The sequence below is a fragment of the Agromyces sp. PvR057 genome, from assembly GCF_040547485.1.
Lineage (GTDB): Bacteria > Actinomycetota > Actinomycetes > Actinomycetales > Microbacteriaceae > Agromyces.
In genome coordinates this window covers 120,752-145,958 of the sequence record NZ_JBEPPT010000002.1, presented here as the reverse complement: position 1 = coordinate 145,958, position 25,207 = coordinate 120,752, and the positions used below count along the sequence as shown (strand labels likewise).

General features: G+C 71.8%; 19 protein-coding genes and 1 riboswitch. Of the genes, 10 read left to right on the top strand and 9 right to left on the bottom strand.

Annotated elements, in window-relative coordinates; all coding sequences use genetic code 11:
• Nucleotide 1 precedes the first annotated feature (1 nt).
• The 5 genes from ABIC29_RS09880 to ABIC29_RS09860 form a co-directional block, all read right to left on the bottom strand.
• Nucleotides 2-985, bottom strand: a complete 984-nt coding sequence (locus tag ABIC29_RS09880) for a carbohydrate ABC transporter permease (protein ID WP_116084423.1) — start codon at nucleotides 983-985, stop codon at nucleotides 2-4.
• Nucleotides 985-1,896, bottom strand: a complete 912-nt coding sequence (locus ABIC29_RS09875) for a carbohydrate ABC transporter permease (RefSeq protein ID WP_116084426.1) — start codon at nucleotides 1,894-1,896, stop codon at nucleotides 985-987. Before ABIC29_RS09875 ends, ABIC29_RS09880 begins: the two co-directional genes overlap by 1 nt.
• Before the next feature lie 182 nt (nucleotides 1,897-2,078).
• A complete protein-coding gene (locus ABIC29_RS09870) occupies nucleotides 2,079-3,371 on the bottom strand; it encodes an ABC transporter substrate-binding protein (protein ID WP_116084428.1) in 1,293 nt (430 codons plus the stop codon).
• Nucleotides 3,372-3,542: 171 nt separating this feature from the next.
• The gene (locus tag ABIC29_RS09865; RefSeq protein ID WP_158551847.1) at nucleotides 3,543-4,535 is read right to left on the bottom strand and encodes a LacI family DNA-binding transcriptional regulator; all 993 of its coding nucleotides are present in this window, start codon (nucleotides 4,533-4,535) and stop codon (nucleotides 3,543-3,545) included.
• 317 nt (nucleotides 4,536-4,852) lie between these two features.
• A complete protein-coding gene (locus ABIC29_RS09860) occupies nucleotides 4,853-5,818 on the bottom strand; it encodes a GlxA family transcriptional regulator (RefSeq protein ID WP_354244901.1) in 966 nt (321 codons plus the stop codon).
• 334 nt (nucleotides 5,819-6,152) lie between these two features.
• Nucleotides 6,153-6,265: riboswitch (TPP riboswitch) on the top strand.
• On the opposite strand from ABIC29_RS09860, the gene thiM reads away from it, so the two are divergent.
• From thiM to ABIC29_RS09845, 3 genes are all read left to right on the top strand, one after another.
• Nucleotides 6,255-7,148: a hydroxyethylthiazole kinase gene (gene thiM, locus ABIC29_RS09855; RefSeq protein ID WP_354244899.1), complete on the top strand. Its 894-nt coding sequence runs from the start codon at nucleotides 6,255-6,257 to the stop codon at nucleotides 7,146-7,148. Its footprint overlaps the riboswitch before it by 11 nt.
• Entirely contained in the window at nucleotides 7,145-7,804 is a 660-nt protein-coding gene (gene thiE / locus ABIC29_RS09850; protein WP_354244896.1) for a thiamine phosphate synthase, read from the top strand. The genes thiM and thiE overlap by 4 nt, the downstream gene beginning before the upstream one ends.
• Complete coding sequence (locus ABIC29_RS09845) at nucleotides 7,801-9,456, top strand: bifunctional hydroxymethylpyrimidine kinase/phosphomethylpyrimidine kinase (protein WP_354244893.1); 1,656 nt, start codon at nucleotides 7,801-7,803, stop codon at nucleotides 9,454-9,456. The genes thiE and ABIC29_RS09845 overlap by 4 nt, the downstream gene beginning before the upstream one ends.
• A 123-nt stretch (nucleotides 9,457-9,579) precedes the next feature.
• On the opposite strand, the gene ABIC29_RS09840 is transcribed toward ABIC29_RS09845, so the two are convergent.
• Nucleotides 9,580-10,368, bottom strand: coding sequence for a transglutaminase-like domain-containing protein (locus ABIC29_RS09840; RefSeq protein WP_116084898.1), 789 nt, complete (start codon nucleotides 10,366-10,368; stop codon nucleotides 9,580-9,582).
• A 138-nt stretch (nucleotides 10,369-10,506) separates the two neighbouring features.
• On the opposite strand from ABIC29_RS09840, the gene ABIC29_RS09835 reads away from it, so the two are divergent.
• The 7 genes from ABIC29_RS09835 to ABIC29_RS09805 all read left to right on the top strand — a co-directional run bounded on the left by ABIC29_RS09835 (nucleotide 10,507) and on the right by ABIC29_RS09805 (nucleotide 19,750).
• Nucleotides 10,507-11,166: an SDR family oxidoreductase gene (locus tag ABIC29_RS09835; protein ID WP_116084439.1), complete on the top strand. Its 660-nt coding sequence runs from the start codon at nucleotides 10,507-10,509 to the stop codon at nucleotides 11,164-11,166.
• Nucleotides 11,167-11,170: 4 nt separating this feature from the next.
• Nucleotides 11,171-12,202 (top strand): FUSC family protein, encoded by a 1,032-nt coding sequence (locus tag ABIC29_RS09830; RefSeq protein ID WP_116084442.1) that lies wholly within the window; start codon nucleotides 11,171-11,173, stop codon nucleotides 12,200-12,202.
• Nucleotides 12,202-15,156, top strand: a complete 2,955-nt coding sequence (locus tag ABIC29_RS09825; RefSeq protein WP_354244888.1) for an aminotransferase — start codon at nucleotides 12,202-12,204, stop codon at nucleotides 15,154-15,156. The genes ABIC29_RS09830 and ABIC29_RS09825 overlap by 1 nt, the downstream gene beginning before the upstream one ends.
• Before the next feature lie 125 nt (nucleotides 15,157-15,281).
• On the top strand, nucleotides 15,282-16,160 hold the full coding sequence (locus ABIC29_RS09820; protein ID WP_354244885.1) for a TspO-related membrane protein: 879 nt from the start codon (nucleotides 15,282-15,284) through the stop codon (nucleotides 16,158-16,160).
• Between the two features lie 46 nt (nucleotides 16,161-16,206).
• Nucleotides 16,207-17,826, top strand: coding sequence for an alpha/beta hydrolase (locus ABIC29_RS09815; RefSeq protein ID WP_116084446.1), 1,620 nt, complete (start codon nucleotides 16,207-16,209; stop codon nucleotides 17,824-17,826).
• Between the two features lie 53 nt (nucleotides 17,827-17,879).
• Complete coding sequence (locus ABIC29_RS09810; protein WP_116084449.1) at nucleotides 17,880-19,004, top strand: DUF2207 domain-containing protein; 1,125 nt, start codon at nucleotides 17,880-17,882, stop codon at nucleotides 19,002-19,004.
• Nucleotides 19,005-19,036: 32 nt separating this feature from the next.
• Nucleotides 19,037-19,750, top strand: coding sequence for an alpha/beta hydrolase family protein (locus ABIC29_RS09805; protein ID WP_354245796.1), 714 nt, complete (start codon nucleotides 19,037-19,039; stop codon nucleotides 19,748-19,750).
• 9 nt (nucleotides 19,751-19,759) lie between these two features.
• Here ABIC29_RS09805 and opgC read toward each other — a convergent pair whose 3' ends face one another.
• From opgC to ABIC29_RS09790, 3 genes are read right to left on the bottom strand one after another with little or no spacing between them, the layout of a single operon-like run.
• Nucleotides 19,760-20,956 carry an OpgC domain-containing protein gene (gene opgC, locus ABIC29_RS09800; RefSeq protein ID WP_354244881.1) on the bottom strand — a complete coding sequence of 399 codons (1,197 nt, stop codon included), beginning with the start codon at nucleotides 20,954-20,956 and terminating at the stop codon, nucleotides 19,760-19,762.
• Nucleotides 20,953-22,920 carry a hypothetical protein gene (locus tag ABIC29_RS09795; RefSeq protein ID WP_116084454.1) on the bottom strand — a complete coding sequence of 656 codons (1,968 nt, stop codon included), beginning with the start codon at nucleotides 22,918-22,920 and terminating at the stop codon, nucleotides 20,953-20,955. Before ABIC29_RS09795 ends, opgC begins: the two co-directional genes overlap by 4 nt.
• Nucleotides 22,917-25,061 (bottom strand): glycosyltransferase family protein, encoded by a 2,145-nt coding sequence (locus ABIC29_RS09790; protein WP_354244878.1) that lies wholly within the window; start codon nucleotides 25,059-25,061, stop codon nucleotides 22,917-22,919. The genes ABIC29_RS09795 and ABIC29_RS09790 overlap by 4 nt, the downstream gene beginning before the upstream one ends.
• Nucleotides 25,062-25,207: the final 146 nt, after the last annotated feature.

Here is a 25,207-nt window from a genome sequence, read left to right as displayed (position 1 = left end):
GCTACTTGACCGCGCCGGCCGTGATGCCGCGCGTGAGGGTGCGCTGGAAGATGAGGAAGAAGAGCAGCGTCGGGATCACGCCGAGCAGCGCCGAGGCGCTCGTCGTCGTGACGTCCATGAGCCGATCGCCCTGCAGCGTCGTGATCGCCACCGGCACGGTCTGGTTGTCGTTGGACACCAGGAACGTCAGCGGGATCAGGAACTCGTTCCAGGTCCAGATGAAGAAGAAGATGAGCAGCACCGAGAGCGTGCCCTTGCTGATCGGCAGCACGACCCTGATCAGGGTGCGCAGGCGACCGGCGCCGTCGAGCGCCGCGGCCTCGAGCAGTTCCTTCGGGAACGTGCCGAACACGCTCGAGAGCAGGTAGGTGCCGAACGCCGCCTGGATCACCGTGAAGATGATGATGATCGCGAGCTGCGTATCGTAGAGGCCCACCGACTTGAACATGTAGTACAGCGGGTAGAGCAGCGCCTCCTGCGGGATCAGGTCGGCGAGCAGGAACAGCAGCAGGATGCCGGTGCGGAACTTCACCCGGCCGATGCCGAGCGCGTACGCGTTCAGCACCGAGACGACCACCGCGAGCACGGCGACCGAACCCGAGATGACGAAGCTGTTCCAGAGCTTCTGCGGGAAGTCGACGCGGTTCCAGAAGTTGATCAGGCCGTCGAAGTACAGCTCCTTCGGCAGCATCAGCGGGCCCGACGTGTTGTAGTCCTCGGGCGACTTGAACGAGTTGATGAGGATCAGGATGAACGGCACGGCCACGAGCAGGCCGAACAGGATCGCCGCCACGAGCCAGACCCAGTCCTTGCCCGTCTTCCGCGTCTGGGGCGAGTTGTCGCGCGGGGGTCGCGAGCGACGGATGCCGCGGCGCGGCTCCGAGAGCCGGTCGGCGCCGACGAGCGGCACGGAGCCGCCGCCCGCCGCCGAGAGCGGGGTCAGGGGGGCGGCATCCTCGATGCCGGTGGAGTCCGTGTGCGACATCAGCGCTCACCTTCCTGACGCTCGACGCGCGCCTGCAGGCGGATGAATCCGATCGCGACCAGCACCACGACGATGGTCAGCGCGGTCGCGATCGTCGCGCCGTAGCCGACCTGCTGGCTCTGGAAGAACTGGATGTAGGAGTAGTAGCTGGGCACGATCGTCGCCGTGCCGGGACCGCCGCCGGTGAGGGCGTAGATGGGGCCGAACACCTTCAGGGCCGCGATCGTGCAGGTGAGGGTCACCACGAAGATCTCCGGTCGGATCGCCGACACCGTGATGTAGCGGAACCGCTGGTACCACCCGGCGCCGTCGAGCTCCGCGGCCTCGTAGAGCTCGGGGTCGACGCGCTGGAGCGCGGCCATGAAGATCACGACGGGGTAGCCGATCTGCACCCAGACCATGACGGCCATGATCGAGAGCATCGCCGTGTCGGGGTCGCCGAGCCAGTTCTGCTGCAGCGCACCGAGGCCGATGGTCTCGAGCATGGTGTTCAGCGCGCCGTTCTCGGGGCGGAGGATCCAGCCGATGACGATCGCCGCGATGGCCACGGGGAGGATCTGCGGCAGGTAGTAGGTGGCGCGCAGGAAGCTCGCGACGCGACCGCCGAACTTGCGGCCGATGACGTCGAAGAGCAGGGCGGCGAGCACGAGGCCGAGCAACGTCGGGATGATCACCATGGCGACGATCATCGAGATCGAGTTGCGGAACGAGGCCCAGAACTTCTGGTCCTGGAGCAGTTCGATCCAGTTCTCGAGGCCCACGAACTCGGGCGGGCGCACGCCGCGCCAGTCGGTGAAGCTGAGGTAGACGTTCCAGACGAGCGGGATGAGCACGATGAACGTGAAGAGCACGAGACCGGGGATGAGGTAGAACCAGAACCCGCTCGATCGCGTGCCCGAGATGGCGCTCATGCCGTCGGCGCGCTTGGACCCACGGGGCCGCGCAGCGAGGGTGGAAACCACGATGGTTCCTTTCGGTGGAGAGCTCGGGGGAGCGTGCCGATCCGTCGAGCGGTATCGGCCGGTGCCTCCCGGCCGGCGGGCGTCGTGCGTCGTGTCCAGATCGGCGACGCCCGCCGGCGGGAGGCGGATCGTCAGCCGATGATGTCGGCGACGCCGTCCTCGTAGTCGGTGCCGAGCTGCTCGAGCGTCTGCTCGGGCGTGAGCGTGCCGTTCACGAGTTCCTGCAGCGCGCCGACGAGCTGGTCGTAGAAGTTCGGCGTGGGCCAGTCGGGGTAGAAGGCGAGGCCGTCCTGCTCGACGACCTCGTTGAACTCGGTGATGAGCGCGGCCGACTTCTCGTCGGTGATGTCGGCGGGGTCCGCCGCGACCGGGATCGAGCCGTTGTTGCCGATGAGGGCCTGGATCTCGGGGCGCATCGTGATGTCGATGAACTCGTAGGCGAGGTCCTTGTTGGCCGCGTTCTCGGGCACGACCCAGATGTTGCCCGACGATCCGGGAACCAGCTGCGACTCGGGGAACGCGAACGTGTCCCATTCGAACGAGGTGGCCTCGTTGATCACGCGGCCGGCCCACCAGGATCCGGAGACCATCATCGGGTACTCGCCGCTCATGAAGCCGACGCCCATGTCCTCGGCCTTGAGGCCCGTGGAGTCCTTCGAGATCCAACCGTTGTCGACGTACTCGACGATCTTGTCGGCCGCGTAGGTGAGCTCGGGGCCCTGCCAGTCGACCGGGTTCTCGTAGAGCTGGTAGTCGTTCACGAACTGGCGGTCCGCCTTCGAGAGGGCGAGCTGGTAGAAGAGCTGGCCGAGCGGGTACTCCGCGCCGGCCTGCGCGAGCGGCGTGGTGCCGTCCTTCGCGAACGTGTCGAGGATCTCCTCGAACTCGGCGTACGTGGTGGGCTCGGTCAGGCCCTTCTCGTCGAACGCGGTCTTGTTGTAGTACACGGTGACGTACTCGCCGTAGTTCGGCACGCCGTACCAGGGGCCGGAGCCCATGATGCCCTCGTCGGAGTACTTCGCGGTGGTCTGCAGCGACGGGGCGAGCAGGTCGTCCCAGCCGTACTCCTCGACGGCGTCGGTGATGTCGGCGAGCAGGCCCTGGCTCGCGAGCAGGCCCGCCGTGGCGTTGCCCTTGGGCGACTCCATGACATCCGGGGCCTCGTTGGAGTTGAGCACCTGGCTGGCCGTCGAGCGGATCTGCTCGAAGCTCTTGTCCTCGTACTCGACGGTGGCGCCGGTCTCCTCCTCGAAGATCTCGATGGCCTTGTTCCAGGCGATGCCGACATCGCTGTCGGTTCCCTCGAAGTGCCAGAGCTTCAGCGTGTTCGGGTCGGATTCCGGTCCGGTGGAGCAGCCGGTGAGCAGTGCGGCCGTCGCGGCCAGTGCTGCGACGGCGCCGATGCCGCGCTTGGTGATTCCCATGGTGCGTTTCCTCTCGTGTGGTGCGACTGGTGTGTGCCGTGCTGGCGGTTCTGATGGTGCGGTGGTGGTGATGGTCGAGCTCGTGAAGCTGGTCGGTGCGGACATTGTCGAAGCGCTTCGACAACGCGGGAACGCCGGTACCGGTGTTCCTGGTGGGGAGTGACGGATGTCTCAGATCCGGGGCGGTGCGACCGATCCGCGGTTCTGGGTGACGGGGGTGATGAGTTCGACGCCGAGGGCGTCGCCGCCGCGCACCTGGCGCAGGGCTGACTCGACCGCGATGCGGCACATCTGGTCGAGTGGCAGGGGGATGCAGCTGAGCGGGATGACGAGGTGCGACGTGTCGTAGCTCGCGCACGCGGCGAACAGCGACAGGTCGCCCGGCACGTCGACGCCGCGCTCGCGGATGCGGCGCAGCACCGACTCGACCACCGGCTCGTTGCAGTGGAAGATCACGGCGGTCATCTCGGGCGAGGCGACGAGCAGCTCGTCGAACGCCTGCTCGGCCGCGCCGCGCGCCAGGGTCGGGGAGACCACGTCGAGGCGGATGCCGCGGACCGCCGCCTCGGCCTCGAGCCCGGCGTTGAACCGCTGCACGAAGCCGGTTCCGCGCTCGAGGTACGTCGGCGGGTGCCCCACGATGCCGATCGCGCGGTGTCCGGCCTCGGCCAGGGTCGTCACGGCGAGCCGCCCGGCCCGCTCGAAGTCGAGGTCGACGCAGGCGAGCCCGTCGCCGTCACCGGGGATGCCGATGAACGCCGCAGGCAGCCCGGCGCGACGCACGACGTCGACGCGCTCGTCGTGGGCCTTGACGCCCATGGCGACCACGCCGTCGACGAGCGACGAGGCGGCGACCCGGCGGATGCCCGAGACGTCGTCGTCGGTCGCGAGCAGCAGCACGTCGTAGTCGTGCTTGCGCGCTGTGTCGACGACCGCGGTGACGAACCGCATGTGCGTCGGCAGGTGCCCGTCGGTGTGGATGGGCGCCGACAGCGCGAGGATGTTCGTCGTGGCGCCGGCGAGCATCCGGGCTCCGGCGTGCGGCTCGTAGTCGAGTTCGCGGATGGCGGCCTCGATGCGCTCGCGGGTCGAGGCCGCGATCGTGCGCTTGCCGGAGAGGGCGTAGGAGACGGTCGAGATGGAGACGCCTGCGACCTTGGCCACGTCACTGATCGTCACCATCCCGGTACCCCCCTTTGGACCCCTCGTGGTCGTCGGAGCCGATGGATTCGAAGCGCTTCGACGACGTGAGAGCGAGAGTACGGGATGCCCCGCGCTGCGCGCAACCTTTTTGTTGGAATGAACCACAATTCGGTTTTCGCGGGCGGCCGGTCAGGGACTCATGGCCGGCGCTCGCCCCGCTCGTTCCACCCCCTGCATCCGTCCCACGACCATGTGCGGCCCGACGACCTTTGCGGACCAGGCGCGAACCGGCAAGAGGTCGTGGGACGGGCACGGGGTGGCGGGGTGGCAGAGCGGCGCTACGCACGGAACGTGTGCCGGTACTCCATCGGCGAGGTGCCGAGCACGCGGTGGAAGTGCAGGCGCAGGTTCGCGCCGGTTCCGAGTCCGACGCGCGCGGCGACCTGCTCCACGCCGAGGTCGGTGCGCTCGAGCAGCTCGCGCGCGAGGTCGACCCTGGCGCGCAGGATCCACTGCATGGGCGTGTACCCGGTGTCCTCGACGAAGCGCCGCGAGAAGGTGCGCGTCGACACCTTGGCGTTCCTGGCCAGGTCGGCGAGGGTGAGCGGCTCCTCGATGTGCTCGATCGCCCAGTGCCGGGTCGCGGCGAAGAGTTCGCCGAGGTCGTCGGGCAGCGCGCGCGGCACGTACTGCGCCTGGCCTCCGCTGCGGTACGGCGCGGCCACGAGCCGGCGGGCGACGTGGTTCGACAGCGCGACGCCGTGGTCGCGGCGCACGAGGTGCAGGCAGAGGTCGATGCCGGATGCCGCGCCGGCCGAGGTGAGCACGCGCCCCTCGTCGACGAACAGCACGTTCTCGTCGACCCGCACGAGCGGATGCCGCGCCGCGAGCGCCTTCGTGTAGTGCCAGTGCGTCGTGGCCCGGCGTCCGTCGAGCAGCCCGGTCGCGGCGAGCGCGAACGCCCCCGTCGAGATCGCGGCGAGGCGCGCACCCCGCTCGTGCGCGGCCCGGAGGGCGTCGACGACGACGACCGGCGGCTCGTCGACATCCGGGTGCCGGTAGCCCGGGATGAAGATCGTCTCGGCCCACTCGAACGCCTCGAGCCCGTCGGCCACGTGGTACGAGAGCCCGTCGCCGCCGGTCACCGGCCCGGGCGCGGCACCGCAGACGCGCACCTCGTACGGCATCGAGGCGCGGGTCGTGAAGATCTGCGCGGGAATGCCGACGTCGAGCGGCTTGGCGCCCTCGAGCACGAGCACGGCGACGCGGTGCGCGGCCGCCGGGCGGGGATCCTCGTCTGCCATTCGGCCAGACTGCCACGACCCGCAACGATCTCGCCATCTGCAAGGCTCCCGGACGCCGTCGTACGGACGCGAATGGTCGCCTCAGCGCCCGCTTCGCGACCATGTGCGACCGCGGCGACGAGAGAGGCGGAGGTGGGCCCGGCGCCGGACCGCCCCGCCAGGGCCCGAGGAGGAACGGTCTCGGTGCGAACGGCCGCAGCTGGAGATCGTCCGGCGGCCGCCGCCGACCCGGCGGGACGTTGCGAGAACCGTAGTCGGCGCGCCGCCGCGCCGCCATGGCCCAGCCGAGGTTCGCCCTCGAACTGGGGGGAGTCCCCGGCGCAGTAAGCTGTCGGGCAGTGACACGGGGTGCCGCGCTCCAGCCCCGCCCGGGCGATCGCGGCTGAGAACACACCCGTCGAACCTGATCTAGTTCGAACTAGCGAAGGGATGTCGCGTGAGCGATCGCCTGTCCATCGACCCTGCCCGCCTCGCCGAGGCGAGCGCCGCGCTGCTCGACCGCCTGCGCGAGCATCCGCCGCTCGTGCAGTGCGTCACGAACAGCGTCGTCACCAACTTCACCGCGAACGCGCTGCTCGCGATCGGCGCAGCCCCCGCGATGGTCGACATCCGCGAGGAGGCCGGCCTGTTCGCCGGCATCGCGGGCGGCCTGCTCGTGAACCTCGGCACGCCGGCCGAGGAGCAGCGCGACGCGGCGCGCGAGGCGGTCGCCGCGGCATCCGTCGCCGGCACGCCGTGGGTGCTCGACCCCGTCGCGATCGGCGCGCTGCCCGTGCGCACGGCGCTCGCGCACGAGCTCGTGGCCGCCGGGCCCACGGCGATCCGCGGCAACGCGAGCGAGGTCATCGCGCTCGCGGGGTCGGGCGCCGGCGGGCGCGGCGTCGACGCCTCCGACAGCACGGATGCCGCAGCCGAGGCCGCGACCTCGCTCGCCGTCGCGCACGGCTCGGTCGTCGCCGTGTCCGGCCCGGTCGACCTCATCACCGACGGTCGCCGCACGGCGCGCATCGCGAACGGCGACGCCCTGCTCACGCGCATCACGGGCGGCGGGTGCGCGCTCGGCGCCGTGACGGCGGCGTTCCTCGGCGCGAGCCGCGGCGCCTCCTCTGAGCCGCTCGCCGACCCGTTCGTCGCGACCGTCGCGGCCACCGTCGTCTACACGATCGCCGCCGAGCTCGCGGCCGAGCGCGCGACCGGCCCCGGCTCGTTCGCCGTGGCGTTCCTCGACGCGCTCGCGCTCGTCACGCCCGAGGTCGTGCGCGACCGGGCGAACATCACGACGACGGATGCCGCGGCATCCGCTCCCCTCACCGCGACGGTGCGCTCGTGACCAGCAGGCGCGCGCTCGACCTCTCGATCTACCTCGTGACCGATGCGGCCCTCTGCGGCGCGCGCGGCGTCGTCTCCGTCGTCGCCGATGCGGTCGACGGCGGCGTCCGCGCGGTGCAGCTGCGCGACAAGACCGCCTCGACCGACGCGCTCCTGCGCCAGCTCGACGTGCTCGCGAGCGCGATCGACGGCCGCGCCGCCCTGCTCGTGAACGACCGCGTCGACGTCGCCGTCGCCGCCCGCGATCGCGGCCTGCCCGTCGACGGCGTGCACCTGGGGCAGGGCGACGCCGCAGCGTCCGCCGCCCGCGACCTGCTCGGCGACGACGCGATCATCGGCCTCACCGCGAACGCCCCGGAGCACCTCGCGAGCCTGCGCCGCCAGGCCCGGCGCGAGATCGACTACCTGGGCGTCGGCGTGATCCGGCCGACGACGACGAAGGCCGACCATCCTCCGGCGCTCGGCGTCGACGGGTTCGCGCGGTTCGCGGCCGAGGCCGAGCTGCCGTGCGTCGCGATCGGCGGCATCACGCTCGCGGATGTCGCGGCGCTGCGTCGGGCCGGGGCCGCTGGCGTCGCCGTGGTGTCGGCGATCTGCGCCGCGCCCTCGCCCCGCGACGCGGCCGCCGCGTTCGCCGCGGCCTGGAGCGCACGATGACCGGCGACGCGCGTCCGGCGCCGGTGATCGCAGCAGCGCGCTCGGCCTCGGCCGCCCCCGAGCCGCGTCCGGCCGAGGAGCACGCCGCCGGCCGCACGGGCCGCGTGGGCCGCGTGGGCCGCGTGGGCCGCGTGCCCCGCGTACTCAGCATCGCGGGCAGCGACCCGTCGGGCGGCGCGGGCATCCAGGCCGACCTCAAGTCGATCGCCGCCGTCGGCGGCTACGGCATGTCCGCGATCACCGCGCTCACCGCCCAGAACACGCGCGGCGTCCGGGGCGTGCACGTGCCGCCGGCCGCGTTCCTCGCCGAGCAGCTCGACGCGATCGGCGACGACATCGCGGTCGACGCCGTGAAGATCGGCATGCTCGCGAACGCCGAGGTCGTCTCGGTGGTCGCCGACTGGCTGCGGCGCACCGCCGTGCCGATCGTGGTGCTCGACCCGGTCATGGTCGCGACGAGCGGCGACCGCCTGCTCGACCCCGACGCCGAGCTCGCGCTCCGCGACCTGCTGCCGCTCGCCGATCTCATCACGCCGAACCTGCTCGAGCTCGCGGTGCTCGCGGGCGCCGATCCGGCCACGACGTGGGCCGAGGCGATCGCGCAGGCCGAGGCGGTCTCGGCGGCCACCGGCGCCCGCGTGCTCGCGAAGGGCGGGCACCTGGCCGGCGGCGAGGCGCCCGACGCGCTCGTGCACGCGGCATCCGCCACCGTCGTGGCGTTCGGGGGCGAGCGCATCGCGACCACCGCGACGCACGGCACCGGCTGCTCGCTCTCGTCGGCGGTCGCGACCCTGCAGGCCGAGCTCGGCGACTGGGAGGCCGCGGTCGGCGAGGCCCGGCGCTGGCTGCGCGAGTCGCTCCGCCACGGCGAGGCGCTCGAGGTCGGCGGCGGACACGGCCCCGTGAGCCACTTCGCCGGCCTCTGGTCGCGCGGCGGACTGCGCACCGCGCCCACGCCCGCCGAGATCGAGGCCGAGTGGTGGGACGGCATCGCCGACGTGCGGGCGGCGATCGACACGCTGCCGTTCATCCGCGCGCTCGCCGACGGCTCGCTCGAGCGCGCGCCCTTCGTCGGCTACCTCGCGCAGGACGCGCTCTACCTGCGCGACTACGCGCGCGTGCTCGCCGAGGCGTCGCGACTGGCTCCGGATGCCGCGGGGCAGGCGTTCTGGGCGAACTCGGCGCACGGCTCGCTCGTGGGCGAGCTCGAGCTGCACACGCGCTGGCTCGCGGGGGTGGATGCCGCCGTGGACGACGCCGCGACCTTCGCCGCCGAGCCCGACACGGCGACGACCGCGTACCTGGATCACCTGCTCGCGACCGGCGCACGCGGCGACTACGCCGTGCTCGCCGCCGCCGTGCTGCCCTGCTTCTGGATCTACGTCGACCTCGGCGAGCGCCTCGCCGCCGGCGAGTTCGGCGCGGCGGCGCTGGACCCGGGGCATCCGTACGCGTCGTGGCTCGAGACGTACGCCGATCCCGCGTTCGCCGTCGCGACGCGCGAGGCGATCGACCTCGTCACCCGCGAGGCGGCCGCCGCGTCGCCCGAGCGGCGAGCGGCGATGCGCCGCGCGTTCCGGCGGTCGGCCGAGCACGAGCTCGCATTCTTCGCGTCGCCGCTGCCCGCCGACGCCGCGGTGTCCGCTCCCTGACGATGCGATCGGGTTCGCGCCGCCGGAGGGCGAGCGAGCGGGCGGCCGGGAGGACGAGCGAGCGAGCGGTCGGGAGGACGAGCGAGCGAGCGGCCGGGCGGGCGGGCCCTGGGCCGGCGCGGATCAGGCGAGTTGCACGAGCCGCCCGATGTCGTCGGTCGGCAGCGTGTCGGCGGTCGCCGTCACCGTGATCGCGTCCAGCTGCACGAAGCCGCCGTACGAGCTGAGGAACGCCGTGTCCGCGGCATCCCGCCCGGTCGAGATGCGCAGCAGCGTCGAGCGGGGCGCCAGCGCGGTCGCGTCGACGACGTGCCACGCACCCTCGACGTGCGCCTCGGCGACCGCATGGAAGTCCATGGGATCGAGGCCCGGCGCGTAGACGGCGGCGAGGCGGGCCGGCACGTCGAGCGCGCGCAGCAGCGCGATCACGAGGTGCGCGTAGTCGCGGCACACGCCCTGGCGGGCGAGCAGGGTCTGCACGGCGCCGTCGGTGGGTCCGCTCGAGCCGGGAACGTACGCGAGGCGCGTGCCCACCCACGACGACACCGCGTCGAGCAGGGCGTGCCCCTCGAGTCCCGAGAACTCCGCGACCGCCGTGGCCCCGAGCCGGTCGGACTCGCAGTACCGACTCGGGCGCAGGTACTCGACGAGGTCGAGCGGCCGGTCGGATCCGGGGGCGGCCGCGCCGTCGACGGTGGCCGAGTACGAGAGCGACAGCGCGCCGGCCGGCGCCTCGACGACGTGCAGGCGGCTGCCGGCGGCATCCGTCAGCGCTTGCGCGTCGATCTCGACGCCGTCTGCGAGCAGCTCGAGGCGCTCGTCGGCCGCGCCGCCGGCGACGGCGACCATGAACACGAGCCGCGCCGGGTCGTCGATGGTCAGGTCGATCCGGGCGGAAACGGTTCGCTGCATGGCCATGGTGCCCCGGTTCATCGTCGTCGCAGGAGGACGTGCCGAGCGGCACCCGCCCATTCTCTCCCCCGGCGGCCACCAGCGGAAGCATCACCTCACCCGGTTGCGCCGTCGGCGGCATCCGCGTTGACTGGTGGCATGCGCGTCGTCATCGCCGGAGGTCACGGCAAGATCGCCCTCATCCTCGAGCGTCTGCTCGCCGACGGAGGGCACGAGCCCGTTGCGCTCATCCGCAACCCAGACCATGCGGCCGACGTCGCGGCGGCCGGTGCCGAGCCCGTCGTGCTCGACCTCGAGGCGTCGTCCGCCGACGAGGTCGCCGCGGTGCTCGCGGGCGCCGACGCCGTGGTCTTCGCGGCGGGAGCCGGCCCCGGCAGCACCGCCGAGCGCAAGCTCACGGTCGACCGCGACGGGGCGATCCTGCTCGCCGACGCCGCGAAGCTCGCGGGCGTTCCCCGCATCGTCGTGATCTCGGCGATGCGCGCCGACGACTTCGACTCCACGTCCGACGACGTGTTCCAGATATACCTGCGAGCCAAGAGCGAGGCCGATGCCGCGGTGCGCGCCAGCGGCCTCGACTACACGATCGTGCGTCCCGGCGGCCTCACCGACGACCCGCCGACGGGTCTCGTCGTCGCCGACACCACGCTGCCGCGGGGCTCGGTGAGCCGGGCGGATGTCGCGGCGACCGTCGCCGAGGTCCTCACGTCCGGTGCGGCCTCGCGCATGCAGTTCGAGCTCACCGGAGGCGGGTTGCCGATCGTGGGCGCGCTCGCAGCGCTCCCCGATCCAGCCTGAGCCGATGTCCGTCCTCGCCAACCTGCGGACGTCCCGGCGCCTGCCGGTGCTGCAGGTCCTGAAGACCTCGGTCGCGACGATCGCCGCCTGGCTCATCGCGGGCGCCCTGATTCCGGCCCAGCTGCCGGTGTTCGCCGCGATCGCGGCCCTGCTCGTGGTGCAGCCGAGCGTCAACCAGTCGCTCGGCAAGGGCATCGAGCGGTCCATCGGCGTGCTCCTGGGTGTCATCGTCGCTTCGGCGCTGGCGTTCGCGTTCGGCGAGACCTCGTGGGTCGTGCTCGTCTCGGTGCTCGCCGCCATGGCGATCGCGTGGAGCCTCAAGATGACGCCCGGAACGGGCAACCAGGTCGCGATCTCGGCGATGCTGACGCTCGCGCTCGGCGCGGCGACGCCGAACTACGCGCTCGACCGTGTGCTCGAGACCCTGATCGGCGCGGCCATCGGCATCATCGTGAACGCGGCGATCGTACCGCCCGTGGCGATCGCCCCGGCCAGGCGCGAGGCCGCCCTGCTCGGCGGGGAGCTCGCGGCATCCGCGGATCGCCTGGCTGCCGCGCTCGAGAAGGCGCAGACTCGCGCCGACATCGAGGCCCTCATGATCGAGGCCCGGCTGCTGCGCCCCATGCGCGAGGCCGCCGACGCCGCGATCGCGGCCGGCACCGAGTCCCTCACGCTCAACCCCCGCAGATCGGCGCACCGCGAGGAGCTCGCCCAGCTGGGAGCCCTGCTCGAGCAACTCGGCCCGATCGTCACGCAGCTCATCGGCATGACCCGCGCGTTCGCCGACCACTACGACGCCTCCCTGCACGACGAGCCGACGGTGAAGGCGATCGCCGAGCAGTTGCACCGCGTGGCCCACGACATCCGGCTCGCGGCCCGCGTCGCCGAGCCCGAACCCGAGCCGATGACCTCGACGGTGCCGGCGCTGACGTCGGCGCTCGTCGTGCGCCCCCCGACCTCGTCGCACTGGATCCTCATCGGTTCGCTCCTCGAGGACCTGCGACGCATCCGAGAAGAGCTTGGAGCCGAAGCCTGATGACCGCCGAGACCCGCCCGCCCCGCGGATTCGACTTCTTCGCAGCGGGCGAGCTCGCGGCGCCCGACCTGCCGGCCGACGAGGTCGCCGCGCTCCTGCGCGAGCACTGGGGCCTCGACGTCGAACTGCACTCGCTCGGCAGCCAGCAGGACCAGAACTTCCTCGCGGTGCAGGTGCTCGCCCTGCCGGGGTCCCTGTCGGCGAAGAGCCCGATGGGCGTCGTGAAGATCACGAACCCGGCGTTCACGGCGACCGAACTCGCCGCCCAGGACGCTGCCGCCTCCCGCATCGCGTCGCGCACCCCGTCGCTGCGCATCGCGACCACGACGACCGACGCCGCGGGCGCGCCGCGCTCGATGGTCGCCGACACGAGCGCGGGCCCGCTCAGCATCCGCCTCATCGCGTTCCTCGGCGGCGGAACCCTGCACGGCAGCGCATACCTCTCGCCGCATGCGGTCGCGCGCCTCGGCGAGCTCGCCGCCAGAACGAGCCTCGCCCTCGCCGACTTCGAGCACGAGGGCCTCGACCGGGTGCTCCAGTGGGACCCGCGCTTCGCCGACCGCGTCGTCGACCTCCTCGCGCCGCATCACCCCGATGCGGCCAGGCGCGAGCGGGTGACGGATGCCGCGGCCTCCGCCTGGGCCACCATCGCCGCCCTCGCGGGCGACCTGCCGATCCAGGCCGTGCACCTCGACCTGACCGACGACAACGTCGTGCGTTCGGTCGGCGCCGGCCCGGATACGGGCGGGCGTGGACTGCCGGACGGCCTCATCGACTTCGGCGACGTGTCCCGGTCGTGGGCGGTGGCCGAGCTCGCGATCACGATCTCGTCGGTGCTGCACCACGCGGGCGCCGAGCCGGTCTCGGTGCTGCCCGCGATCCGGGCGTTCCACGCGCTGCGCCCGCTGTCGCCGGCCGAGGTCGCGGCGATCTGGCCGCTCGTCGTCGTGCGCGGCGCCGTGCTCGTCGTGAGCGGCGAGCACCAGGTGCAGCTCGACGGCGGCGGCAACGCATATGCCGCGGACGGCATCGAACGCGAATGGCGCATCTTCGAGCAGGCCGTGTCGGTGCCGAGCGAGGTCATGACCGCCGTGATCGCCGCCGACCTGGGCGTCGAACTGCCGGCTCCCGCACCCGCGACGGGCGCCTTCGGGGTGAACCTGCCCGACTTCGACGCCGCAGCCGCCGTTCGCTTCGATGTCTCCCCCGAATCCGACGCGGTCGACGCGGGCGCCTGGCTGGACCCCGAGCTCGAGGAGCGCCTCGCCCTCGACGCGCTCGACGCCGGGGCATCCGCCGCCTGGATCGAGCGGGCGACGCCCAGGCTCACCGAGAGCCGCGTGCGCTCCGCGGAGCCGTCGGCCACGATCCCGACGGGCGTCGACCTGTGGTTCGCGGATCCGCAGGTGCTCGAGATCGTCGAGACGCGAGGAGCGGGCGTGCGAATCGTCGTCGACGTGGCGCCCCCGAGCACGCCCGATCAGCCGATCGTCGACGGGCTCCCGGCGCGGACGCGCATCCGCATCCGTCTCGAGCGCGCCGACGGGGCCGCCGTGCCGCACCTCGTGCGCCCCGAGTACGCGAACGGCTGGCTCGCCCTGACGCTCGATCCGGCACCGCTGCTCGGGCTCGCGGCATCCGCCGGCCAGAGCTCGAATGGCGAGGCCGAGACGGACGACGCGCTGCTCGCGCGCCGCACCGCGAGCCTCGCCGAGGTGCAGGAGCACTACTACGAGGCGCCGCCGCGCATCGAGCGCGGGTGGCGCGAGCACCTCGTCGGCGTCGACGGGCGCGCCTACCTCGACATGGTGAACAACGTGACGCCGCTCGGGCACGGGCACGTCGGCGTCGCCGATGCCGTGAGCCGGCAGCTGCGGCGGCTCAACACGAACTCGCGCTTCCACTACGGCGCCGTCGTCGAGTACGCCGAGCGGCTGGCCGCCCTCGCGCCGGACCCGCTCGACACCGTGTTCCTCGTGAACTCGGGCTCCGAGGCCGCCGACCTCGCGATCCGGGTCGCGCTCGCGGCCACCGGCCGTCGCGACGTCGTCGCGATCCTCGAGGCGTACCACGGCTGGACCTACGCCTCCGATGCCGTGAGCACCTCGGTCGCCGACAACCCGAACGCGCTCGCGACCCGGCCCGACTGGGTGCACGGCGTCGACGCGCCCAACCCGTTCCGCGGCGTGCATCGGGGGGCGGATGCCGCGCGCTACGCACCGGAGGCCGTCGAGCGCATCGCCCGGCTCGCCGCCGACGGGCGCCCGCCCGCCGCGTTCATCGCCGAGACGTTCTTCGGCAACGCCGGAGGCATCCCGCTGCCCGACGGGTACCTCGCCGAGGTCTACGCCGCCGTGCGCGCCACCGGCGGCCTCGCGATCGCCGACGAGGTGCAAGCCGGCTTCGGCCGCCTCGGCCACTGGTTCTGGGGCTTCGAGCAGCAGGGCGTCGTGCCCGACCTCATCGCCGTCGCGAAGGCCGCCGGCAACGGCTACCCCCTCGGCGCGGTCATCACGACCCGCGAGATCGCCGCACGGTTCCGCAGCCAGGGGTACTTCTTCTCGTCGACGGGCGGCAGCCCCGCATCCAGCGTCGCCGGGCTCGCCGTGCTCGACGCGTTCCGCGACGAGGGCCTGCAGCGCAACGCGCTCGAGGTCGGCACGCGGCTCAAGCACCGCCTCGAGGAGCTCGCCACGCGGCATCCGCTCATCGGGGCCGTCCACGGACTCGGCCTCTACCTCGGCGTCGAGTTCGTGCGCGATCGCGCGACGCTCGAACCGGCCACGGCCGAGACGGCGGCGATCTGCGACCGACTGCTCGAGCTCGGCGTCGTCATGCAGCCGACCGGCGATCACCAGAACGTGCTGAAGACCAAGCCGCCGCTCTGCCTCGACGACGACTCGGCCGACTTCTTCGTCGCGATGCTCGACCGGGTGCTCTCCGAAGGCTGGTGAAGCGCCCGACCCGGGCCGTTGTCAACCCCCGCCGTGTCGTCCGAAGGTTCGATGCGGGTCGCCGTGCGCGTGCCTAGGGTGGAGGAAATCCGACCGGGATCCGAACGACGACGGCAGGAGCGGCGATGACGAACCCTGAACGCACAGCCCACGCACCGAGCACGGCAGGCGGGCCGAGCGCCGCCGGCACGAGCTCCGGCACGAGTTCCGGCGGCGATCTCGCCAGGCAGATCGTGGTGGCGGTCAGCGCGGTGCTCGCGGTCGTCGGGTCCTTCATCGGCTCCGGTGCGGCAGGCGGGCAGCGGGTGCAGGATGCCGCGGGCGGCGCGCTCGCAGCCGATGCCACGCTCGTGGCGCCGGGCGGGGGCGCCTTCGCCATCTGGTCGCTCATCTACTTCGGGCTGCTCGCGTACGCGGTGTGGCAGTTCCTGCCCGCGCAGCGCACCGCGGAGCGGCATCGCCGGCTCGGCCCGTGGGTCGCTGCCTCCCTGCTGCTGAACGCGGCGTGGATCCTCAGCATCCAGTTCGACCTGCTGTGGCTGAGCGTGCCCGTGATCGCCGCGCTGCTCGTCGTGCTCGTCATGGCGTTCCGGATCTCCCTGCTGCTGCGCCCGACGGGCACGATCGACGCGGTGGTCACCGACGGCACGATCGGCCTCTACCTCGGGTGGGTGTGCGTCGCGACGATCGCGAACATCGCCGCCGTGCTCGTCGCCGCCGGATTCGACGGCTTCGGACTGCCGCCGGAGACATGGTCGGTGGCGCTCGTCGCCGTCGCCGGACTCCTCGGCATCGCCCTCGCCGTCTGGGACCACGGGCGCATCGCACCGGCCCTGTCGCTGAGCTGGGGCCTCGCGTGGATCGCCGTCGCGCGACTCTCCGACGAGCCGTCGTCGACCGTCACCGGCATCGCGGCGATCTTCGCCGTCGTCGCCGTGCTCATCGCGACGGCGGCGATGCGCGTGGTCGCGATCCGCCGGCACGCCGACTCGGCCCGGGGCTGAGGTCGGGTCTCGAGGTCGCGTCGGACCGCGCGGGTAGGCTGCGGGAATGCCCGCTCGCACGTTCCGTCGGGGCGATCGCACGATCGTCGTCCACGAGCCCGAACGCGCCGAGGCGGCGCGCGGGGCCGCCGACGGCGAAACTCCCGATGCCGTCTCCGATGCGCCCGCCTACGTGCTCGTGCACGGCCTCGGCATGGCCGCCGAGTACTGGGGCGGGCTCGACGAACGGCTCGCCGATTCCGGCCGCGTGCTCGCCCTCGACCTGCCGGGCTTCGGCGATTCCCCGAAGCCGGCGAGGGCCCTCACGGTCTCCGAGACCGCCGACCTGGTCGCCGAGCTGCTCACCGAGCTCCTCGACGACGGGCGGTCGTCGGCCGCCCGGCCCGTGCTCGTCGGCCACTCGCTGGGCGCCCAGGTGGTCGCGGACCTCGCGGCGCGGCATCCCGAGCTCGTCGATCGCGTCGTGCTCATCGGGCCGTCGGTGAACCCGCGTGAACGCACCGCGCACCAGCAGGCGGCGCGGTTCCTCCAGGACATCGCGGTGGTCGATCCGACCGCGTTCGCGCGGGGCGTCCTCGCCTACAGCCAGGCCGGGGGCCGCTGGGTGCTCGCGAACCTGCGGCCGACGCTCGAGCACCGCATGGAGCTCGTGCTGCCGCGTACGGCGGCCGAGGTGCTCGTGATCCGCGGTGAAGACGATCGCGTCGTGCCGCGCTACTGGGGGCAGGCGGTCGCCGCGCTCGCGCCGCACGCCGCCTACGCCGAGGTGCCGGGCCGCGGGCACGAGGCCGTCCCGCGTCAGGTCGGACCGCTCGCCGACCTCATCGTCGGGCACGCGCGCGGCGACCGGGTGGGCAGCGTGCTCTCACCGCACGAACGGCTCGCGGCACTCTCGAAGTCGCTCGGCGGCAGCACGACGACCCGCGTCGGGTGGGTGCTGCGCGACTACGGCTTCGGGGCTCGGCGACGACTCGTGCAGCTCGTCTCCACCCGTCCGCCCGAGCGCTGGCGAAGCGGCGACCCCGCCCTGCCCGACGTCGTGCTCGTTCCGGGCGTGCACGAGCACTGGAGCTTCCTCGCGCCGCTCGCCGACGCCCTGAACCGCGCCGGGCACCGCATCACGATCGTGCAGGGCCTCGGCATGAACCGTCGATCCGTGCCCGACACGTCGCGGATGCTGCAGCGCGCGCTCGCCCGCGTCGATCCGCCGCCCGCCGGGCGCGTGATCGTCGCGCACAGCAAGGGCGGACTCATCGGCAAGCACCTGCTGACCGACCTCGTGCGCGGCTCGGGGCCGCTCGGCACGGCCGGCGCCGCGCGACTCGACGTCCGCGGCGCGGTCACGCTCGCGACCCCCTATGCCGGCTCGGCTCGGGCCCGCTGGTTCTTCGACCCGAGCATGCGCGCGTTCCTGCCCACCGACGTCACGATCGTCGAGCTCCAACGGGACGCCACGGTGAACGAGCACATCGTCTCGATCTTCGGCACCCTCGACGCCCACGTGCCGGAGGGCAGCGCGCTCGCCGGCGCGACGAACGTGATCGTGCCCGCCGCCGGGCACTTCCGGCTCACCGCGTCGCCCGCCGCGCATCGCGCCGCGATCGACGCGGTCGCCTCCCTCGCCGGCGCCCGCCTCATGCCCGTCGGCGAGCCGTCCCGCCCCTGACGTTCGGCGTCGCCATGCCGCGGAGCATCCGCGCCGATCCCTAGACTGAGCGCGTGCTCCCCGCCGTCATCCTGCTCGCCATCGCCCCTGCGCTCGTCATCTTCGCGCTCGGCATCGTCGCGCGCATCGTGTCCAAGCAGCCGGTGCACTCCCCCGTCGTGCAGTACACCCGGGCACGAGGGGCGTCGGTGCTGCACGACGCGCTGCTCGTCGAGGCCGACCGGCGCGCGGCCGCGGCGGTGCTCGTGGACCTCGCCGTGTCCCGCCGCATCCGCATCCTCGCGAACGAGACGAAGCGCGAGCCGATCGGCGTCGAACTGCAACCGGGCGCGGCCCTCTCGGGCGATGAACTCTCCGTACTCGAGGCGATCTTCGGACCCGAGCACACGAGCACGCGCCTGCGCCGCTTCTCGACCGACCGCCGCGCGCTCGCGGCACGGCTGAAGTCGGTCGTGCGCAACGCGGACTACGCGCTCGCACGTGCCGGGCTCGTCGCCCAGCGCCGCATGACCTGGCCGGGCACGACCCTCACCGTGCTCGCCTACCTCGGCATGCTCGTCGAGGCCCTGCTCATCCTCATCACCCTCGGCTCAGGCGACTGGCCGGCGCTCATCGCGACGTTCGCCGCACTCGCCGTGACGATCGCGACCATCATCGTGACTCCCGCGTCGTGGCGCCGGTTCCTGCCGGCGGCCCGCGAACGCCGCGAACACCTCGACGGACTGCGCCAGTACCTCATGCTCGCCGAGGCCGATCGCCTGCGCGTGCTCCAGTCGCCGACGGGCGCCTCGCTCGTCCCGGTCGCGCAGACGACGGATGCCGCGGCGCCGGCGCCCGCCGCCGACACCGCGACCGTCGCGGCATCCGGAGCCCTCGCCCGGTTCCACCTGCACGAGAAGCTGTTGCCCTACGCCGTGCTCTTCGGCATCGAACGCGACTGGATCACGGCGCTCAAGCTCGACGTGCATGCCCTCGAACACCCCGGCGCGACCACGATCGGCGACCTGGCGAGCAGCGCGGTCGACCTCGCGGACCTCACGGGGCACCTCGCCGAACTCGTCGTGCTCGTCGACGACGTCGCGCGGCTGACGGTCTCCCTCGGCGACCTCGTCGACGTGTCGGGCGGCATCGTGGATCTCGCCGACGGCGTGGGCGGCGTGCTCGGGAGCTTCGAGTGAGCGACGAGGCCGTGCGCATCCGGCTCGACGACGTGGCGACGGCGGATGCCGCGGGCACCGTCGGCGGCGTCGACGCGGTCTCCGCGCTCTACGCCCGACCCGCTGACGCGTGGGCCACGCTCGTCATCGCGCACGGCGCGGGCACCGGCATGGAGCACCCATTCCTCGCGGGATTCGCCTCGGCGGTGCAGGCGCTCGGCGTCGCGACCCTGCGCTTCGACTTCCCGTATCGCGAAGCCGGGCGGAAGTTCCCCGATCGTGCGCCGGTCGCGATCGCGACGTGGCGGGCGGCGCTGGCGTTCGCCCGGACCCGCGCCGACGAGGCCGGCAGCGGCAGCGGCAGCGGCGAGCCGATCTGGGCGTCCGGCAAGTCGTTCGGCGGGCGCATGGCATCGATGGCCGCGGCCGAGGGCATGCCGACGTCGGGACTCGCGTTCCTCGGCTACCCGCTGCACCCTCCGGGCCGGCCAGAGAAGGCGCGCGACGAGCACCTGCCCGACGTGGCTGCGCCGATGCTGTTCCTGCAGGGACGCACCGATCCGTTCGCCGCACCGAACGAACAGCTCGACGACCTCGTGGCTCGCCTGCGTGCAGCGCGAGGTGCGACTGGCGACTCCGTCGTGCTCGAGTGGGTCGACGACGCCAACCACTCGTTCGAGGTCAAGGGGCGCAAGCGCCCTGCGGCCGAGATCGGCGCCTCGCTCGCCGCATCCGTCGTCGCGTTCATGCGCGCGAACGCGGCCTGAGACCGGTCGTCAGCTCGACCCTGCGAGCCGCCGACCGCGGAACGCGGCCTTCGTGGCGACCCACCCGCGCACCAGGAGGATGACGATCACCTGCACGGCGACGACGACGAGCGTGTTCAGCATCAGGTCGTCGACCTCGCGGACCACGAGGAGCACGGGCTGCAGAACGCACGAGATCACCACCGCATGGATGGTGTACGCGGCCAGGGAATTGCGTCCGTAGGCCGACAGCAGGCCGCCGAGCGCGCGATCGATCGACGAACCGTGCCGTCGCATCAATGCCAGCAGGCCGGCGAACCAGACGACGCCGAACAGCAGCCTCGCGGGAGCGAGCGTCGCCTTGCTCTGGAGCGGGCCGAACCACGACCAGAACTCGAGGAAGTGCCCTTCGATCCAGAACAGCGCCGCGATGAGGTCCGAGGGCCCGCGGGTCGCGAATGCGACCAGCACGTGGTGGTTCCAGAAGATCAGGAACTCCCAGATCGGCACGGTCACGAGCAGCACCACGATCAGCGCGGTCTCGATGCCCCGCCTGGTCGTCGGCGCGAACCGCCGCCATCCGGATGCGAGCGCCGGCCAGCGGCATCCGATCACGATGCCGATCATGAACAGGAGCGGCCACGAGAGCTTCATCTCGAGGTCGCTGTCGAGGCCCGGGGCGAACTGGGCGAACAGCCACGGCACCGCAGCGACGACGACGACGATCCATTCGAGACGCCTCACCGCCAGCCAGATGGCGATCGGCGCGAACAGCATGGCGATCGCGTAGATCGCGAGGAAATCGGCGAGCACCCCGTTCGCGCCGCCCAGCAGCAGCACGTCGCGGAGGTCGACCGCGTCGATCGCGACCCCGTCGATCGCGAGCAGCACGAGACGCATCATCACCAGTGCCACCGCGGTGACGTAGATCAGCGCCGCCCGTCGCCAGATGCGTCGCGCAACACCCCCGATCCCGCCGCGCACGGCCATCGGAAGGTACACGTAGCCCACCATGATGCCCGAGAGGGCGTAGAACCCCTCAGCGGCGGAAGCCGGCAGCGCTGCGCGGCCGGTGACGAGCTCGAAGAGATTCGGTTCGAGGCGAAGGTGGTTCGTCACGATCACGAACACGAAGAACCCACGCAGCAGGTCGAACGCGGGGATCCTCGGTCGTCGCTCCGCACGATCGGCGCCGCGGAGGCCTTCGGCAGCGACCGCTTCGCTCATCGGGCTGCCGCCCCCGAGCGGAGATTCGCCTCGAAGCCGGGCTTCCACCACGCGCGCTCATGTTCTGCGCGAAGAGCCGACCGCCGGAAGCGGTATCTCGAATGCGGATACAACGGCATGCCGAGGGGAGACGCCACGATCCCGAACGAGTTGTCGTGGTTCAGCGATCCCATCACGGCGGCCTGCGCCGGCGTCGGGTTGCGAACGAGCGACGTGAGCACGGTGAACGCCGCGTCGGGCGAGAGCTCGCCCGACGCCGCGGGAAGCCGCTCGGCAAGCGCCCGGTAGTCGTCGACGAACTCGAGCGCGGCGCGCTGGATCGCCCGCACGGTTCCGGCGTCCGCGTCACTCAGCCGCTCTTCGGTGTAGACCGGTTCGAATCCGCCCTCGCCGCGACGCACCGTCGAGACCGATGGATGATCTGGGTTGCCGAACAGCAGCTCGACGACCTCGATGCCGTGCATGACGCAGTGCTCGATCCAATGGCGGTCGCTGCCGGCTCGCCTGGCATCGGCGAAGCCGTGGATCTGCGCCCGACCGGCGGTCTTCGGACCGTCGAAGAGTCCGAAGTAGTACCCCTGCAACTGCGGATTCACGAGTGTCTTCAGCGACGCCTGGATACTGGCGTTCCAGCCGATGTCGACGACCGCAGCGCCGGACTCGTGCAGGCCGACCTGGTGCAGGTAGTCGATGACGTCGGTTCGCTCGCGGCGGGCGACGGCGACGAGGTCTGGTTCGAGCGCGCGGAACACGCTCTTCAGCGGCGGGAAGTCGTAGCCGGGCACGATCGAGTCGGCGCGCAGCCCGATGCGAGCCGCGGCGCGATCGATGTCGGCGATCGAGATGTCGCCGGTGAAGCGGGCGATGAAGTCGGAGACCTTCAACGGCACGCCGCTCGAGACGAGGAAGTCCAGCTGCGAGGGCGTGATCGCATCCCTGATCTGGGCGAAGTTGATCATGCGACGAGAGGCGTAGACGTAGTCGCTCTGAAGCGCCTCGTCACGCCAGTACCGCTCGTAGGCGCGCTGCATGAGCGCACCCTCGCGGGCGAGGAACGCCAGCCGGGTGGAGCCGTTCCGCTTCGCCGAGTGCTGCAGCCACTGCACGAACGCGACGAGGATCGGGCCGAGCACGCCGTACCCGACCTGCTCCTCCACCGGTCCGTGATCCCGGTCCATGCGGCGTTCGGCGAGCGCCGCGATCACGCTCAACCCGAGCTCCACCGGCCCGTGGTTGGGGTTCGACGGAATGTGCGAGAGCGCCGAGTAGGGCAGACCCGTCGTCGCCTCCGCGACGCCCGTCATGACCGTCGGAAGGTGGAACGCCTCGATACCCTCGTGGTGCGCACGATCGACGTCGGCCTCGGCGTTGTCACCGAAGTGCACGATCGCGGCGTCGGGGAACTCCGCTCGAATCGCACGGAACGCCGTGCCGTTGTACTTGGCCAGCTTGTCGTGGCCGCTCACGATGAGCCGTTCCCAGCCCTCGTATCCGGCGTTCCCGAGCGCATCGGCGATGACCTCCGGCGGGAGGTACATATCGCTCACGATGAAGATCCGCACCCCTGCGGCCCGCGCCTCCTCGTAGAGCGCACGCCCCGTCGCGCGGGGTCCGAGCACCTGCAGCTCCGTCTCGATCTCCGCCCGCTTGGCAGCATCCACGAGGGCGTCTGGAAGGTGGAGCTCGGCCGCGAGGCGGTCGTAGATGTCATCGAGCGTGATGTCGGGGCCGACGGACGCATCGACATAGCACCGCTGCTCGGCGGCGATCCGCGCGATCGTCCAGTTCGGCGGGAGCAGGTGGTCGCCGCGTGCCTCCAGTGCCTGCTTCGAGATGGTGAAGACGTCGGTTGGACGGATGGCGGCTCTCGAGAGCAGGGTGTCGAAGACGTCGAACGACACGATGTCGGCCGACGCGATGGCCTGCGAGACGGTCGCGGCCCGGTTGGGGAGCGCGCGGCTCATCGATGCCCCCTGACGGAACGCCCGACGCGAGATCTCACACGTGCGGGCAGGCGGCCGAGGTAGTTCCGTACCCGGAGCTCGAAGCCGATCGGCGGAAGCCGCGGCAGGTTGCGCAGTTCCTCCTCGAGCGCACCGAGTCGGCCGAGGACCTCGCGGCCCTCGGCGGCGCCGAAGACGCCCTGGGTGGTCACGACGGCCGAGTAGAGCAGGCGAGCCGACGGGTCCATCCGGAACGCCTTCCCGGCGAGCTCGGCGCGCGCCGCGCGCATCGAGTCGGTCGCCCCCCGTTCGTAGAGCGTCACGAACGGAACCGGGGTGTCGGCGACGCCGATCGGCCCGCAATGCAGCACCCGCAACCCGAAGTCCCAATCCGCTGAATGCGCGAGGACGGGGTCGAAGAGCCCGGCGCAGATCGCCGCGCTCCTGCGCACGACGAAGGTCGAGTACGGCGTGCAGTTCGCCCCGGCCTGGGCGAGCAGATCCAGCACGACGCCAGGACCGCCGGGCACTCGCGACACCGCGAGCGGGTTCTGCGCGTCCAGCACCACGTCGTTGATCTGCACCTCCACACCGCGCGACGCGTCGAACACCACTCCGACCTGCCTGGGATTCGCCTCGAGGTGCTCGATCGCATACTCGAGGAATCTGGGGTGCCAAGCCCCGTACCCGTCGTGGACCACGACGAACTCGGTCGGAACGGAGGAGATCCGCTCGTTGACCGATTCGAGCACGCGGTGCTCAGGGGCGACATCGACGACCTGCACCGGGATGCCGTCGAAGGCATCGAGGCTCGGTTCCTCGACGGGTCGACTGCCCGAGTCCGTCCTCACGATGCTGAGCAGGTCCGCCGCGACGGTCTGCTGCAGCAGGCTGGCCCGCATTCGCCGCCGGGATGCCGTGTCGGGTCCGGATACGGCGATGACATGGATGCTCCCGTCGACCGCCCCCGAGCCGGTCTCGGTCTCGGTCTCGGTCTCGGAATCGGCCTCGACGGTCTGCTCGGCCTCGGTCTCCGTGTCGATCGCCGTCTCGGCTCCGGCGGCCATGACAGCGGCTTCGCGCGAGGATTCCGACTCGGCGAGTCGGTCCTGGAGATGTTCCAGGGTGCGGTACATGCCACGCAGTTGCTCGGACAGGGCGAGCCATCGGAGCACCTCGCCGTGGCTCAGGCGCTTCGGCCTCGGACTCCGGAGCTCGGCGCGCTCGAGCACGGCATCGACGCTGCGCTGCAGGGAGTAGCGCGCTCGGAAGGCCGGTCGCTGCTCGCTCACGAAGGCGACGGCGTGTTCGAATCCGAGCAGGAGTTCATCGACCAGCGCTTCCGCGGAGATGCGCCGGGACGTGCTGCGGCCGCTGAAGTTCGCCGCAGCCTCGACCTCGAAGGTCTCCGGCCGGAGCCATCCCTCGCCGCCGAAGTGGTCGTACACGAACACCGGGAGACCCATGACCAACGCGTACTGCACCGTCTTGCCGATCGTGACGACGGCGTCGAAGCCGGCGAGGAGTCGGGGCGTCACCTCGACCGAGCCGTCGGGTTCGCCGATGAACACCGTCTCGACGCCTGCCTCGGCCAGCGCCTCCGCAGCCTCGCGGAGTTCTGCCGGCGGGTGGTTCGACACGACGGCGAGCCGCCGCAGTGCCACCGGCGCGATGGTGTCGGCCTCGACGAAGCTGCGGGGTGCCGGATTCGCGAAGATCTGGGAGGGGCGATCGAGCCCGAAGGCTTCGAGCGTCTCGCGTGTTCGTTCCGAGATGAACGACGTCACATCGGCCAGGCGATTCTCGATCTCGGCGACCAGCGGTTGGTCGATCTCGATGATCGGCGACATGTGGTGCCACACGATCGGCGCCGCGGCCTCCCGCTCGCCCAGCCGACGGATGATCGACGGCGGCAGCAGCGAATGCTGCACCCAGATGAGGTCGTAGTCGAGCCCGAAGTCCTCGTAGGGGTCTTCGGCGACGCGCACGGACGCGCGACTCGCGAGTTCGCGGAACCGGTCGGCCATGGGCGGAAGGAAGAGGTTGGTGTAGACGTCGACGTGCCAGCCTCGGTCGGCGAACTCCTCGGCGAGCTCGAACGTGACGATTTCGGATCCACGGCGCTCGCGCAGGTGATTGGTCGTGATGAGGATTCTGGGCATGGTGGAACCGGGTTCGTCGTTGACCGTGCCGATCGAACCAGCGCGGGCGGCGTGAGTGGGGGTTTGGAAAGCGTAGATCACGCCGCACTGAACACCGAATGCTGCTCGAGGAACGCCCCCGAACTGGGGGTTTACCGGGCCCTCAG